13 protein-coding genes are annotated in these 12558 nt (G+C 63.0%); 5 read left to right on the top strand and 8 right to left on the bottom strand.

Features of this window, described 5'->3' with window-relative positions; genetic code table 11:
• Position 1 precedes the first annotated feature (1 nt).
• The 7 genes from mmsB to RLEG4DRAFT_RS01220 form a co-directional block, all read right to left on the bottom strand.
• Positions 2-883: a 3-hydroxyisobutyrate dehydrogenase gene (mmsB, locus tag RLEG4DRAFT_RS01250; RefSeq protein ID WP_003574739.1), complete on the bottom strand. Its 882-nt coding sequence runs from the start codon at positions 881-883 to the stop codon at positions 2-4.
• 9 nt (positions 884-892) lie between these two features.
• Positions 893-2488, bottom strand: coding sequence for a GMC family oxidoreductase (locus tag RLEG4DRAFT_RS01245; protein ID WP_003574738.1), 1596 nt, complete (start codon positions 2486-2488; stop codon positions 893-895).
• Positions 2489-2618: 130 nt separating this feature from the next.
• Positions 2619-3608, bottom strand: a complete 990-nt coding sequence (locus RLEG4DRAFT_RS01240; protein ID WP_003574736.1) for a branched-chain amino acid ABC transporter permease — start codon at positions 3606-3608, stop codon at positions 2619-2621.
• A gap of 1 nt (position 3609) precedes the next feature.
• The gene (locus RLEG4DRAFT_RS01235; RefSeq protein ID WP_003574735.1) at positions 3610-4497 is read right to left on the bottom strand and encodes a branched-chain amino acid ABC transporter permease; all 888 of its coding nucleotides are present in this window, start codon (positions 4495-4497) and stop codon (positions 3610-3612) included.
• Between the two features lie 4 nt (positions 4498-4501).
• Positions 4502-5203 (bottom strand): ABC transporter ATP-binding protein, encoded by a 702-nt coding sequence (locus RLEG4DRAFT_RS01230; protein WP_003574733.1) that lies wholly within the window; start codon positions 5201-5203, stop codon positions 4502-4504.
• Entirely contained in the window at positions 5203-5985 is a 783-nt protein-coding gene (locus tag RLEG4DRAFT_RS01225; RefSeq protein ID WP_003574731.1) for an ABC transporter ATP-binding protein, read from the bottom strand. Before RLEG4DRAFT_RS01225 ends, RLEG4DRAFT_RS01230 begins: the two co-directional genes overlap by 1 nt.
• A gap of 5 nt (positions 5986-5990) precedes the next feature.
• Positions 5991-7196: an ABC transporter substrate-binding protein gene (locus RLEG4DRAFT_RS01220; RefSeq protein ID WP_003574729.1), complete on the bottom strand. Its 1206-nt coding sequence runs from the start codon at positions 7194-7196 to the stop codon at positions 5991-5993.
• Positions 7197-7371: 175 nt separating this feature from the next.
• On the opposite strand from RLEG4DRAFT_RS01220, the gene RLEG4DRAFT_RS01215 reads away from it, so the two are divergent.
• Positions 7372-8334: a LysR family transcriptional regulator gene (locus RLEG4DRAFT_RS01215; RefSeq protein WP_003574728.1), complete on the top strand. Its 963-nt coding sequence runs from the start codon at positions 7372-7374 to the stop codon at positions 8332-8334.
• Here RLEG4DRAFT_RS01215 and RLEG4DRAFT_RS01210 read toward each other — a convergent pair.
• Positions 8327-8665, bottom strand: a complete 339-nt coding sequence (locus RLEG4DRAFT_RS01210) for a cupin domain-containing protein (RefSeq protein WP_003574726.1) — start codon at positions 8663-8665, stop codon at positions 8327-8329. The two genes, RLEG4DRAFT_RS01215 and RLEG4DRAFT_RS01210, sit on opposite strands and share 8 nt — an antisense overlap.
• A 173-nt stretch (positions 8666-8838) precedes the next feature.
• On the opposite strand from RLEG4DRAFT_RS01210, the gene RLEG4DRAFT_RS01205 reads away from it, so the two are divergent.
• From RLEG4DRAFT_RS01205 to RLEG4DRAFT_RS01190, 4 genes are all read left to right on the top strand, one after another.
• The gene (locus tag RLEG4DRAFT_RS01205) at positions 8839-10026 is read left to right on the top strand and encodes an acyl-CoA dehydrogenase (RefSeq protein WP_003574724.1); all 1188 of its coding nucleotides are present in this window, start codon (positions 8839-8841) and stop codon (positions 10024-10026) included.
• 92 nt (positions 10027-10118) lie between these two features.
• Entirely contained in the window at positions 10119-10580 is a 462-nt protein-coding gene (locus tag RLEG4DRAFT_RS01200; RefSeq protein ID WP_003574723.1) for a DUF4126 family protein, read from the top strand.
• A complete protein-coding gene (locus RLEG4DRAFT_RS01195) occupies positions 10577-11938 on the top strand; it encodes an FAD-containing oxidoreductase (protein WP_003574722.1) in 1362 nt (453 codons plus the stop codon). Before RLEG4DRAFT_RS01200 ends, RLEG4DRAFT_RS01195 begins: the two co-directional genes overlap by 4 nt.
• Before the next feature lie 41 nt (positions 11939-11979).
• Positions 11980-12552, top strand: coding sequence for a DedA family protein (locus RLEG4DRAFT_RS01190; RefSeq protein ID WP_003574720.1), 573 nt, complete (start codon positions 11980-11982; stop codon positions 12550-12552).
• Positions 12553-12558 lie beyond the last annotated feature (6 nt).

Here is a 12558-nt window from a genome sequence, read left to right as displayed (position 1 = left end):
CCTATACCTTGCCGCGGAACATCTCGATGATGGCAGAGAAATCCCGTCCGCCATTGCCCTGCTTTTCGAAGAGCGCAAAAAGCTGGGCTGCTTCCGCACCGAGCGGCGTCGAGGCACCGCTTGCGAGCGCCGCCTCCTGCGCAAGCCTGAGATCCTTCAGCATTAGTGCTGCGGCAAAGCCCGGCTTATAGTCATTGTTGGCCGGCGAGGTCGGCACCGGTCCGGGCACCGGGCAATAGGTATTGATCGACCAGCACTGACCTGATGAGGTCGAGGCGACATCGAACAGCGCCTGGTGGGACAGGCCGAGCTTTTCGGCGAGCACGAAGCCTTCGCAGACGCCGACCATAGAAATGCCGAGGATCATGTTGTTGCAGATCTTTGCCGCCTGGCCGGCGCCGGCCTCGCCGCAATGGACGATCTTCTTGCCCATGGCCTCAAGGATCGGCTTCGCCCTGGCGAAGGCCTCGTCCGAGCCGCCTGCCATGAAGGTCAGCGTGCCGGCGGTCGCCCCGCCGGTGCCGCCGGACACGGGCGCGTCGAGCGACAGGCAGCTTGCGGCCTTGGCCATCTCATGCGCCTTACGGCTGCTTTCGACGTCGATGGTGGAGCAATCGATGACCAACGTTCCCTGGGCCGTGGTCTGCAGGATATCGGTCCAGGCCGTCAGCACGTGTCTGCCCTGCGGCAGCATCGATATGACGATCTCCGCGTCCTTGACCGCCTGGCTGACATGGCTTGCCGGTTTGACGCCGCTCGCCTCGGCCGCTTTCAGGACGGAGGCCGCGAGATCGAAGCCGAGAACCTCGTGACCCGATTTGACGAGATTGGCCGCCATCGGCCCGCCCATATTGCCAAGCCCGATGAATGCGATCCTTGCCATGGTCTTCTCCTACCTGTTGTCTTCGAGGATCATCGCCGCCGCCTTTTCGGCGATCATGATCGTCGGCGAATTGGTGTTGCCCGAGGTGATCGACGGCATCACCGAGGCGTCGGCGATCCTGAGCTTGCCGAGCGCCCGGAATTTCAGCCGCGGATCGACGACGCTGTCCCGGTCGGCGCCCATGCGGCAGGTGCCAACGGGATGGAAGATCGTCGTGCCGATCTCGCCCGCCGCCCGCTCCAGATCGGCCTCGGTCTGATAGCTCGGGCCCGGCTTGAATTCCTCCGGCCTGAAACGGGCAAACGAAGGCTGCGCGACGATCTTGCGCGTCAGGCGTATTGAACGGACAGCTATGTCACGATCGCGCTGCGTCGAGAGGTATTTCGGGCTGATCGTCGGCTGGGCGGCAAAATCCGGGCTCGACAGATGCACCGAGCCGCGGCTTTCCGGCCTCAGATTGCAGACGCTTGCGGTGATTGCCGGGAAAGGATGGACGGGATCGCCGAACTTCTCCAGCGAGACCGGCTGCACGTGATATTGCAGGTCAGGCGTTTCCCGGTCCGGACCGGAGCGGGTGAAGATGCCGAGTTGGCTTGGCGCCATCGCCATCGGCCCGGAGCGGCGGACGAGATATTCGAGCCCGATCGCCGCCTTGCCGATCAGCTTCGTCGCCTTCTCGTTCAGCGTCGGAACGCCGGTCACCTTATAGGCCAGGCGCAATTGCAGATGGTCCTGCAGGTTCTCGCCGACACCCTTCACCTCGGTGACGACATCGACGCCCGCTTGGCTCAGAACCTCGCCCCTGCCGATGCCCGACAGTTCCAGAATATGCGGCGAACCGATAGAGCCGGCCGACAGGATGGTTTCCTTCGCCGCATAGGCGCGTTTCGCCACACCGCCATGCTGGAATTCGACGCCGGCAACGGCGCCCTCTTCCACCAGCAGCCGTCGAACCTGCGCCTTGGTCAGCACGGTGAGGTTGGAACGCTTCATCGCCGGGCGCAGGAAGGCCTTCGAGGTGTTCCAGCGGATGCCGGAACGCTGGTTGACGTCGAAATAGCCGGAACCTTCGTTACTGCCGCGGTTGAAATCCGCGGTTTCCGGAATGCCCGCTTCTCTTGCCGCCTGCTGGAAGGCATCGAGCACGGCCCAGCGCACGCGCGCCTTCTCGATGCGCCATTCGCCGCCGGCCCCATGCATCTCGTCTTCGCCGCGATAAAAATCCTCGGACTTGCGGAAGTAGGACAGAACATCGTCCCAGCCCCAGCCGGTGCAGCCCATCTGCCGCCAGAGATCGTAATCGCGCGCCTGACCGCGCATGTAGATCATGCCGTTGATCGACGAGCAGCCGCCGAGCACCTTGCCGCGCGGATAACTCAGCGCCCGGCCGTTCAATCCGGCCTCCGGCGCCGTGGTGAAACACCAGTCGGTGCGCGGGTTATTGATGCAGTAGAGATAACCGACCGGGATATGGATCCAGTGGTAATTGTCGCTGCCGCCGGCTTCCAGCAGCAGCACCCGGCTCCTGCCGTCGGCCGACAGCCGGTTGGCAAGCACGCAGCCGGCGCTGCCCGCTCCGATGATGATATAGTCGTAACGATCCATTTGCCCTGCACGAACTCCAAATGCTTCCGTCCCTCTCCCCGCGGTGCGGGGAGAGGGAAGTCGCAGCGCCGCCGCCCGTCTCTTTTCCAGGGGGAAAAGGATTTTCCCTGGAAAAGAGAGGTCCGCCCGTTCAGCGGCGATAGACGAAGCCCAGTTTCCGCCCCAGCCGCGAAGCATAGAATTCGCCGATAATGCCGCGGCGGAAGATCAGCACGCAGACCATAAAGACGATGCCGGTGATGATCGTCACCGGGAATTCCGAGGTGGCGAGGTAGTTTTCCAGCGCCACCACCAGCCCGGCGCCGAAGAGCGGGCCGATCAGCGTGCCGATGCCGCCGAGCAGCGTCATCAGGATCACTTCGCCCGACATCTGCCAGGCGACGTCGGTCAAGGTCGCGAACTGAAAGACGATCGACTTTACTGCGCCGGCCAGCCCGGCAAGGGCTGCCGACATGACGAAGGCGCCGAGCTTATAGCGCGCCACGGAATAACCGAGCGAGATTGCTCGGCTCTCGTTTTCGCGGATCGATTTCAGGATCATGCCGAAGGGCGAATTGATGAAACGCCAGATGATCAGCACGCCGATGATGAAAACAGCGAGCACGAAATAATACATGTTGGTCGAACTGTTCAGATCGATGAAACCGAAGAGGTGACCGCGCGGCACCGACTGGATGCCGTCCTCGCCTTCGGTGAATTTCGCCTGCAGGCAGAAGAAGAAGAACATCTGCGACAGCGCCAGCGTGATCATCGCGAAATAGATGCCTTGGCGGCGGATGGCGAAGAAACCCATGACGAGTCCGAGAAACGCCGCACCCGCCACGCCGATCAGGATGCCGAGTTCCGGCGGCAGGCCCCATGCCTTCACCGTATAGGCGGTGAAATAGGCGGCACCGCCGAAGAAGGTCGCATGGCCGAAGGAAAGCAGGCCGGTATAACCGAGCAGCAGGTTGAAGGCGCAGGCAAAGAGCGCGAAGCAGAGCAGCTTCATCAGGAAGATCGGATAGAAGAAAAACGGCGCCAGCAGCAGGAGCAGCAATCCGACGGCGAGGAAGCCTGCCTGCACCGAAACGGCGGTGCGGCTTCTGTCCGTTCGAATGGTGTCGGTGATGTCGGTCATGTCAGGCATCCCGGCCGAAGAGGCCCGCGGGCCTGATGAGAAGCACGATCGCCATGATGACGAAAATGACGATGTTGGAGGCCTCGGGGTAGAAGACCTTGGTCAGGCCCTCGGCAATGCCAAGCACATAACCGGTGATGATCGCGCCCATGATCGATCCCATGCCGCCGACCACGACGACGGCGAAGACGACGATGATCATGTTCGAGCCCATCAGCGGCGAGACCTGGTAGATCGGCGCCGCCAGCACGCCGGCAAAGGCGGCGAGGCCGGCGCCGAGCGCGTAGGTCAGCGTCAAGAGCACCGGCACGTTGACGCCGAAGACCTGCACCAGCACGGCATTTTCGGTGGCGGCCCTGAGATAGGCGCCGAGCTTGGTCTTCTCGATCAGCAGCCATGTGCCGAGGCAGACGACCAGCGAGACGACGACCACCCAGCCGCGATAGATCGGCAGGAACATGAAGCCGAGATTGGCGCCGCCGGCAAGGGCCGGCGGCGTCGCATAGGGCTGGCCGGAAGAACCGTAGAGATAGCGGAAGGTGCCTTCGACGGCGAGCGCCAGGCCGAAGGTGAAGAGCAGGCCATAGAGCGGATCGAGATCATAGAGCCGACGCAGGAACAGCCGCTCGATGATCGCACCGGCAAACCCGACAATGACGGGCGCCAGGATCAGCGACGGCCAGTAGCCGATGCCGGCATAGGTGAGCAGCAAATAAGCGACGAAGGCGCCGAGCATATATTGGGCGCCATGGGCGAAGTTGATCACCCGGAGCAGACCGAAAATGATGGCAAGGCCAAGGCTGAGCAGTGCATAGAAGGAGCCGTTGATCAGTCCGATCAGCAGCTGGCCGAGCAGCGCCTGCAGGGGAATGCCGAAGATCATCGTCATCTGGTCACACTCCCAGAACCTTGTGCAGCGTATCCATGCGCTGCGGCAGTTCACCGACCGGGAATTCCGACACCATCTGCCCATGATCCATCAGATAGAAGCGATCGGCAATACGGCTTGCGAAACGGAAATTCTGCTCGACGAGCAGGATGGTCATGCCGCGTCCCTTCAGCGTCTGCAGCACTTCGCCGATGCGCTGGACGATCACCGGGGCAAGTCCCTCGGTGGGTTCGTCGAGAATGAGCAGCTTGACGCCGGTGCGCAGGATCCGGGCGATCGCCAGCATCTGCTGCTCGCCGCCGGAAAGCTTGGTACCTGGGCTGGCGCGGCGCTCGTAAAGATTGGGGAAGAGCTCGTAGATCTCGTCGAGCGTCATGCCGCCCTTCGCCACCACAGGCGGCAGCAGCAGGTTTTCCGAAACGGTGAGCGTCGAGAAGATGCCGCGCTCCTCCGGCACGAAGCCGATGCCGCGATGCGCCGTCTTGTGCAGCGGCACCTGCATCATGTCGCTGCCGGCGAAGCTGATCCTGCCCTTACGGGCACGCACGATGCCGGTGATGGTGCGCAGCGTCGTCGTCTTGCCGACGCCGTTGCGGCCGAGAATGGTGATCGTTTCGCCCTCGCCGACGCGCATGTCGATACCGTGCAATATGTGGCTTTCGCCGTACCAGGCGTTCAGTCCCTGGACTTCGAGGAGGGCGGCCATCAATGCTCCTCCGTGCCCATATAAGCGACGCGCACACGCTCGTCCTGGCTGACTGTCGCATAATCGCCCTCGGCGAGGATCTCGCCGCGCTGCAGCACGGTGACATGCTGGCAGATATTGGCGACGACCGAGAGATTGTGCTCGACCATCAGCACCGCCCGGTCGCGGGCGACATCGCGGATGATCGCAGAGACGACGCCGACATCCTCCAGCCCCATGCCGGCCATCGGCTCGTCGAGCAGCAGCACCTTGGGATCCAGCGCCAGCGTGGTGGCGATCTCCAGCACGCGCTTGCGGCCATAGGAAAGATCGGCGGCGATATGATCGCGCTCCTTGGAAAGCCCGACGCTGGCGAGCAATTGCTCGGCGCGCTCGTTCAGCCGGTCGAGCGCCGACAGAGGCCGCCAGAACTGCGTGGACAGATTGTTCGGTCGCTGCAGCGCCACGCGCACATTGTCGAGAACGCTCAGATGCGGGAACACCGCCGAGATCTGGAAGGAGCGCACCAGCCCCATGCGCGCCACCCTGTCGGGCGGCGTCCTGGTGATATCGGTGCCCATCAGCGTGATCGTGCCCGCCGTCGGCTGCAGGAATTTGGTCAAAAGGTTGAAGACCGTGGTCTTGCCGGCGCCGTTCGGGCCGATTAGCGCATGCACGCTGGCGTCATGCACATCGAGATCGACATTCTTGACGGCCGTGAAGCCGCCGAAATCGCGGCGCAGGCCGCGGGCGGACAGGACCACCCGCGGCTTTACCTGAGTTTCAATCGCGGAAACCGCCATCGTGCTTACTTCACCAGATCGCAGCCGCTCTTGGCTGGATCGATATAGGCCTCCTTGCCGGGAATGGTGGCGAGAACGTTGAAGTAATCCCACGGCTCCTTGCTGTCAGCCGGCTTCTTGACCTGCAGCAGGTACATGTCGTGGATCATGCGGCCATTGGCGCCAACCGTGCCGCCGCGGCCGAAGACGTCGTCGACCGGCATTTCATGCAACTCCTTGGCGACGGCTTCGGTTTCGTCGGTGCCGGCCTTCTGCACCGCCTTCAGATATTGCGTCACCGCCGAATAGGTGCCGGTATGGATCATGTTCGGCATCTTGTTGGTGCGCGCAAAGAACTTCTTGGCGAAAGCGCGGCTTTCGTCGTCGCGGTTCCAGTAATAGCCTTCGGTCAGGGTCAGTCCCTGCGCTGCCTCGAGGCCGAGACCATGGACTTCGGCGAGCGTGAAGAGCAGCGCCGCCAGATGCTGGCCGCCTTGGGTGATGCCGAATTCGGCCGCCTGCTTGATGGCATTCGAGGTATCGAGGCCGGCATTCGCCAAGCCGATCACCTTGGCGCCGGATGATTGCGCCTGCAGCAGGAACGACGAGAAGTCCTGGGTCGACAACGGATGACGGACGGCGCCGACGACCTTACCGCCGCTCGCCTTGACGTAGTCGCTGGTCTGCTGCTCCAGCGAATAGCCGAAGGCATAGTCGGCGGTCAGGAAGAACCAGCTGTCGCCGCCCTGCTTGACGAGCGCGCCGCCGGTGCCGACGGCCAGCGCGTGCGTGTCGTAGGCCCAATGGAAGCCGTAAGGCGAGCAGGCCTTGCCGGTCAGGTCCGTCGTCGCCGCACCGGTGACGATGTCGATCTTCTTCTTTTCCTTGGCGATCGCCTGCACGGCGAGCGCCACCGACGAGGTCGTCAGCTCCATAATCGCATCCACCTGCTCGGTGTCATACCACTGGCGGGCGATGTTGGAGGCGATATCGGGCTTGTTCTGGTGGTCGGCATCGACGATCTCGACCGGAACGCCGAGCACCTTGCCGCCGAAATCCTCGACCGCCATCTTGGCGGCCTCGACGGAAGACTTTCCGCCGAAGTCGGCATAGACCCCCGACTGGTCGTTCAGGATGCCGATCTTCACCTTGCCGTCGGTCGCGCTCTGCGCGAGCACCGCTGTGCTGCTCGCCAGCAGAAATGCAACTGATGTAATGAGATTCTTACGCATATTCTCTCCTCCCAGAGATGAGCCAAATTGCGGATCTGTTCAGATTTGGCCAGCCGCACTCCTCAGAACGGCGGACCCTCGCCTTACGATCACGGAAATTCCTCGTTGAAGCAACGGGTGGTTTACAACTAATTCCAAACAGTATCTGTTCGTTTTTGAACAGATCGGGATCGCGATGAACAATCCACCGCAGTTTACTTGGGACGATCTTCAGTTTTTTCTAGCCGTCGCCCGCACCGGACAGCTGTCGACGGCGGCCCGCCAGCTGCGTTCCAGCCATGCCACCGTTTCACGGCGCATCGACCGGCTGGAGTTCACCCTCAAGGTCAAGCTGTTCGAGCGCAATCCGCGCGGCTATGTGCTGACTGCCATGGGCACGCGCTTCGTCGAGACGGCCGAAAAGATGGAGCAGGAGACCGAGCGGCTGCGCGCCGATCTTGCCGACGGCTCGATGGCGCAGCGCGGCCTCGTGCGCCTCAGCGCGCCGGAGGGCTTTGCCAATTTTTTCTTCGCCACCGTGCTGCCGCGGTTTGCCGCCCAGCATCCGCATCTCTCGCTCGAGCTGGTAACGATCCAGCAGATCATGTCGCTGTCGCGCAAGGAGGCCGATCTTTCCGTCGTGCTCGACGAGCCGAAGGGCGGGCCGTATTTTGCCGAGAAGCTGACCGACTACCATCTGCAGATCTACGGCTCGCGCGACTATCTGGCGAAAGCACCTGACATCACCTGCCGCGAAGACCTGCTTGAGCATCCCTTCGTCAGCTATATCGAGGAGATGATTTTCGCGCCGGGCCTGGATTACCTCAGCGATGTGCACCCGCGCATCAAGCCGCAATTCCAGAGTTCCAGCATCTTCGCGCAGCTCACCGCCACCCGAAACGGTCTCGGCCTCTGCATCCTGCCCTATTTCTTCGCCAGCCGTTATCCCGAACTCGTGCGCGTGCTGCCCGAGGAGATCGACCTCAAGCGCCACTACTGGATCACCTGCCATCGCGACCTGAAACAGGCGCCGCGCGTGCGCGCCGTCATCGACTTCCTGCGCGAGGCCGTGCGCGGCGAGGATGCGCGCTTCGTGCCGCCCTATGTCACCGCCGCGGGCTTGCCGCGCCGGCCAGACGCCGAGACCTCACCTATTTGAGAAACTCGGCCCGGTGCGGCGTGAAGCTATCGATCAGCCGGCCCTTTTCCAGCGCCTTGACACCGTGGACGAGATTGGGGGGCACGATGAAGCTGCCGCCCTGCTGCAGCACCTCGGTGCGGCCATCGATCGTCACTTCGAAACTGCCCTCGGCGACATAACTTGCCTGAATATGCGGATGCGAATGAGCAGCACCGACGGCACCGCTTTCGAAGGCCACTTCCACCATCATCATCTCCGGCAGATAGGTCATGATACGCCTGACGACGCCGGGCTCGGGATTGACCCATTCGGCGCCTTCGGCCGATACGAACAGATCGCTTGACGACATTTCCGTCTCCTCGTTCCAGAATCGATCGCGGGCAAAGTGGATCATGCCGACGCATTTGAAAAGTGGCCCGCCCGGTCTTTTCGATAGCATCGCCTTCTGTTGACGCGCTCGGCTGGCGGGTCTATCGACCTTTGATCTGGCAAGCCTGAATGCAAGGGTGAGGAGACGCCGACATGCAGCATACGCGCGAGGTTTTCGACTGGACCGATCCGTTCCGGCTGGTGGAGCAGCTGACCGACGAAGAGCGCATGGTGCAGGATACGGCCCACGCCTATGCGCAGGAGAAGCTGGCACCGCGGGTTCTCGACGCGTTCCGCAATGAAAAGACCGACCCCGAGATCTTCCGCGAAATGGGCGAACTCGGGCTGCTCGGCCCGACGATCCCCCCCGATTACGGCGGCGCCGGTCTCGGTTACACCGCCTACGGCCTGATCGCCCGTGAGGTCGAACGGGTCGACAGCGGCTATCGTTCGATGATGAGTGTGCAGTCCTCGCTGGTCATGGTGCCGATCGAAACCTTCGGGTCTGAGGCGCAGAAGCTAAAGTACCTGCCGAAACTTGCGATCGGCGAATGGATCGGCTGCTTTGGCCTGACCGAACCCGATCACGGCTCCGATCCCGGCTCGATGGCGACACGTGCCAGGAAGGTCGACGGCGGCTACAGCCTCACCGGCTCGAAGACCTGGATCTCCAACGCGCCGATCGCCGATGTCTTCGTCGTCTGGGCAAAGACCGAGGACGGCCTCATCCGCGGCTTCATCCTCGAAAAGGGCTGGAAGGGACTTTCGGCCCCCGCCATCCACGGCAAGGTCGGCTTGCGCGCCTCGATCACAGGCGAAGTGGTGATGGACGCGGTCTTCGTGCCGGACGAAAATCTTCTGCCCGACGTCACCGGCCTCAAGGGACCGTTCACCTGCCTCAACTCGGCCCGCTTCGGCATTGCCTGGGGCGCGCTGGGTGCTGCCGAGGATTGTTATGCCCGAGCACGGCAATATACGCTCGATCGCAAGCAGTTCGGCCGGCCGCTGGCCGCCAACCAGCTGATCCAGAAGAAACTCGCCGACATGGCGGCGGAGATCTCGCTCGGCCTTCAGGGCTGCCTGCGGCTCGGCCGCATGAAGGAGGAAGGCCATCCGCCGGTGGAGCTGACCTCGATCCTCAAGCGCAACAGCTGCGGCAAGGCACTGGAGATCGCACGCGCCGCCCGCGACATGCTCGGCGGCAACGGCATCTCCGACGAATTCGGCATCGCCCGCCATCTGGTCAACCTCGAAGTGGTCAACACCTATGAGGGCACGCACGACATCCACGCGCTGATCATCGGCCGGGCGATCACCGGCATCGCCGCTTTCTCGAACTAAATCACCCGCGAGGCAAGGCGAATTGCCACGCGCCTGACAATGTGCAACCTTCCCGGCTGCGGCGCGAAAGCCGGCAATGAGGGGGATCGCGCATGTTTCTGCTTCTTGCATTGCTGATTGGTGTCATATCGGGCCTTCGCACCATGACGGCGCCCGCCGCCGTCGCCTGGGGCGCAGCACTCGGCTGGTTCGATGTCTCGCAGACGCCGCTTGCCTTCATGGGCTATCGCTGGACGCCGTGGATCTTCACGATCCTTGCCGTCATCGAGCTGATCGCCGACCAGCTGCCATCGACGCCGTCGCGCAAGGTGCCGATGCAGTTCGCTGCCCGCATCGTCTCGGGGGCGCTCTCGGGCGCGACGATCGGCGCCGCCAGCAGCCTGCTGTTCGGCGGGCTGATCGCCGGCGTGATCGGCGCCGTCATCGGCACCTATGGTGGGGCTGCCGCCCGCAGCCGGCTTGCCGCCTCATTCGGAAAGGACCTGCCGGCCGCCCTCATCGAAGATGCCGTCGCCGTCATCGGCGCGGTGCTGATTGTGGGGGCTGTGTCATGAAGAGCTTCGACGCCATCGTCATTGGCGCCGGCCAGGCCGGTCCATCGCTTGCCGCCCGCCTGGTCGAAAAGGGCATGAAGGTAGCGCTGATCGAGCGAAAGTTCCTTGGCGGCACCTGCGTCAATGCCGGCTGCATGCCGACGAAGACGCTGGTCGCCAGCGCCCGCGCCGCCCATGTCGCCAGAACCGGCGCCGCCTATGGCGTCAACATCCCCGGCGAGATCGCCATCGACATGAAGGTGGTGAGAGCCCGGGCGGAAACGGTGACGATGAATGCCCGCAACGGCCTCATCGGTTGGCTGACCGGCATGGACGGCATGAACGTGATCTATGGGCACGCCCGTTTCGAGGGCCCGAAGACCGTCGGCGTCAACGGCGAAACGCTGACCGCGCCGCGCATCTTCCTCAATGTCGGGGCGCGGCCCGTCATTCCCGAACTACCTGGTATCAACGATATCGATTACCTCACCAGCACCTCGATCATCCATCTCGACACGCTGCCGCGGCATCTCGCCGTCATCGGCGGCAGCTATATCGGGCTGGAATTCGCCCAGATGTATCGTCGCTTCGGCGCCGAGGTCAGCGCCATCGAGCACGGGCCGAAGCTCGCATCGCGCGAGGACGAGGATATATCGGACGCGATCGCCGACATCCTGCGCGCCGAAGGCATCGGCGTCCACACCGATGCCGGCAATATCGCCTTTGCGCGCAATGGCAGCGGAGTGAGCGTCACCGCCGGTTCGGCGAAGATCGATGCGAGCCATGTGCTGATCGCCACCGGCCGCAAGCCCAACACCGACGATCTCGGCCTCGATGCCGCCGGCGTTGTCACCGATAAACGGGGGTTCATCACCGTCGACGACCGGCTCGCCACCAATGTCGAGGGCATCTTTGCGCTCGGCGACTGCAACGGCCACGGCGCCTTCACCCACACCTCCTACAATGATTTCGAGATCGCCGCCGCCAACCTGATCGACGGCGAAGACCGCAGGCTGTCGAGCCGTATCCCGGCCTATGCGCTCTACATCGATCCGCCACTCGGCCGCGTCGGCATGACCGAGAAGCAGGCGCGCGCCACCGACCGCAAGATCATGGTCTCGACCCGGCCGATGAGCCGCGTCGGCCGCGCCAACGAGCGCGGCGAGACCAAGGGCTTCATGAAGGTGATTGCCGACGCCGAGACCAAGGAAATCCTCGGCGCGGCGATCCTCGGCATCGAAGGCGACGAGGTGATCCATGGCTTCATCGACGCGATGAATGCAGGAACGACCTATCCCGCGCTCAAATGGTCGGTGCCGATCCATCCGACGGTGTCGGAGCTGATACCGACGCTGCTTGGGGATTTGAAGCCGGTTTAATTGCGCATTGACGCTTCAAGAGTCGGGGCCGGAGACTGCTAGTGTCTATCGAACTGCTGATCGAGAATTACGGCCTGCTGGCGATCTTTCTGGGCGCCGCCTTCGAGGGCGAAACGGCCGCCTTCCTCGGCGGCGTGATTGCCCATCGCGGGCTGCAGACCTATTGGTCCGCATCGCTGGCGGCAACTGCAGGATCCTTTGCCGGCGACCAGATGTGGTTCTTTGCCGGCCGTTATGCCGCGCAATGGGGCTTTGTCCGCCGGCTGATGGAAAAGCCGGCGCTGGCACGCGTAACCCACCTTCTGGAAAAATATCCCACAGGCTTCATCCTGGCGTTTCGGTTTCTGGTGGGGCTGCGGACAATCAGCCCTGTTGTCATCGGGACGACGCGCATACCGACCGGAAAATTCGTCGTCTTGAATGCCGTTGCCGCGCTGGTCTGGGGGCAATTATTCACGGCGCTCGGCTATCTGTTCGGGCACGGCATCCAGCAGACATTGGGCCACCTTCCCCTTCACCGCCATCTGCTCATCGCAATCGGAGCCGCGGCTGTCGTCGCAGGCGCGGCTCTTGCCTTTCGCAAAATGATGAAACCGAGTGCCGGGCCCTCCTAGAGCCAA

The sequence above is a fragment of the Rhizobium leguminosarum bv. trifolii WSM2297 genome (assembly GCF_000271845.1).
This window is presented reverse-complemented; position numbering and strand designations above follow the sequence as displayed.

What these genes read in the sequence shown, in the direction of transcription:
- RLEG4DRAFT_RS01220 (WP_003574729.1), bottom strand. Translation starts at nt 7,196, where the DNA reads ATGCGTAAGAATCTCATTACATCAGTTGCATTTCTGCTGGCGAGCAGC.
- RLEG4DRAFT_RS01245 (WP_003574738.1), bottom strand. Translation starts at nt 2,488, where the DNA reads ATGGATCGTTACGACTATATCATCATCGGAGCGGGCAGCGCCGGCTGC.
- RLEG4DRAFT_RS01205 (WP_003574724.1), top strand. Translation starts at nt 8,839, where the DNA reads ATGCAGCATACGCGCGAGGTTTTCGACTGGACCGATCCGTTCCGGCTG.
- mmsB (WP_003574739.1), bottom strand. Translation starts at nt 883, where the DNA reads ATGGCAAGGATCGCATTCATCGGGCTTGGCAATATGGGCGGGCCGATG.
- RLEG4DRAFT_RS01230 (WP_003574733.1), bottom strand. Translation starts at nt 5,203, where the DNA reads ATGGCCGCCCTCCTCGAAGTCCAGGGACTGAACGCCTGGTACGGCGAA.
- RLEG4DRAFT_RS01240 (WP_003574736.1), bottom strand. Translation starts at nt 3,608, where the DNA reads ATGACCGACATCACCGACACCATTCGAACGGACAGAAGCCGCACCGCC.
- RLEG4DRAFT_RS01200 (WP_003574723.1), top strand. Translation starts at nt 10,119, where the DNA reads ATGTTTCTGCTTCTTGCATTGCTGATTGGTGTCATATCGGGCCTTCGC.
- RLEG4DRAFT_RS01225 (WP_003574731.1), bottom strand. Translation starts at nt 5,985, where the DNA reads ATGGCGGTTTCCGCGATTGAAACTCAGGTAAAGCCGCGGGTGGTCCTG.
- RLEG4DRAFT_RS01235 (WP_003574735.1), bottom strand. Translation starts at nt 4,497, where the DNA reads ATGACGATGATCTTCGGCATTCCCCTGCAGGCGCTGCTCGGCCAGCTG.
- RLEG4DRAFT_RS01195 (WP_003574722.1), top strand. Translation starts at nt 10,577, where the DNA reads ATGAAGAGCTTCGACGCCATCGTCATTGGCGCCGGCCAGGCCGGTCCA.
- RLEG4DRAFT_RS01215 (WP_003574728.1), top strand. Translation starts at nt 7,372, where the DNA reads ATGAACAATCCACCGCAGTTTACTTGGGACGATCTTCAGTTTTTTCTA.
- RLEG4DRAFT_RS01210 (WP_003574726.1), bottom strand. Translation starts at nt 8,665, where the DNA reads ATGTCGTCAAGCGATCTGTTCGTATCGGCCGAAGGCGCCGAATGGGTC.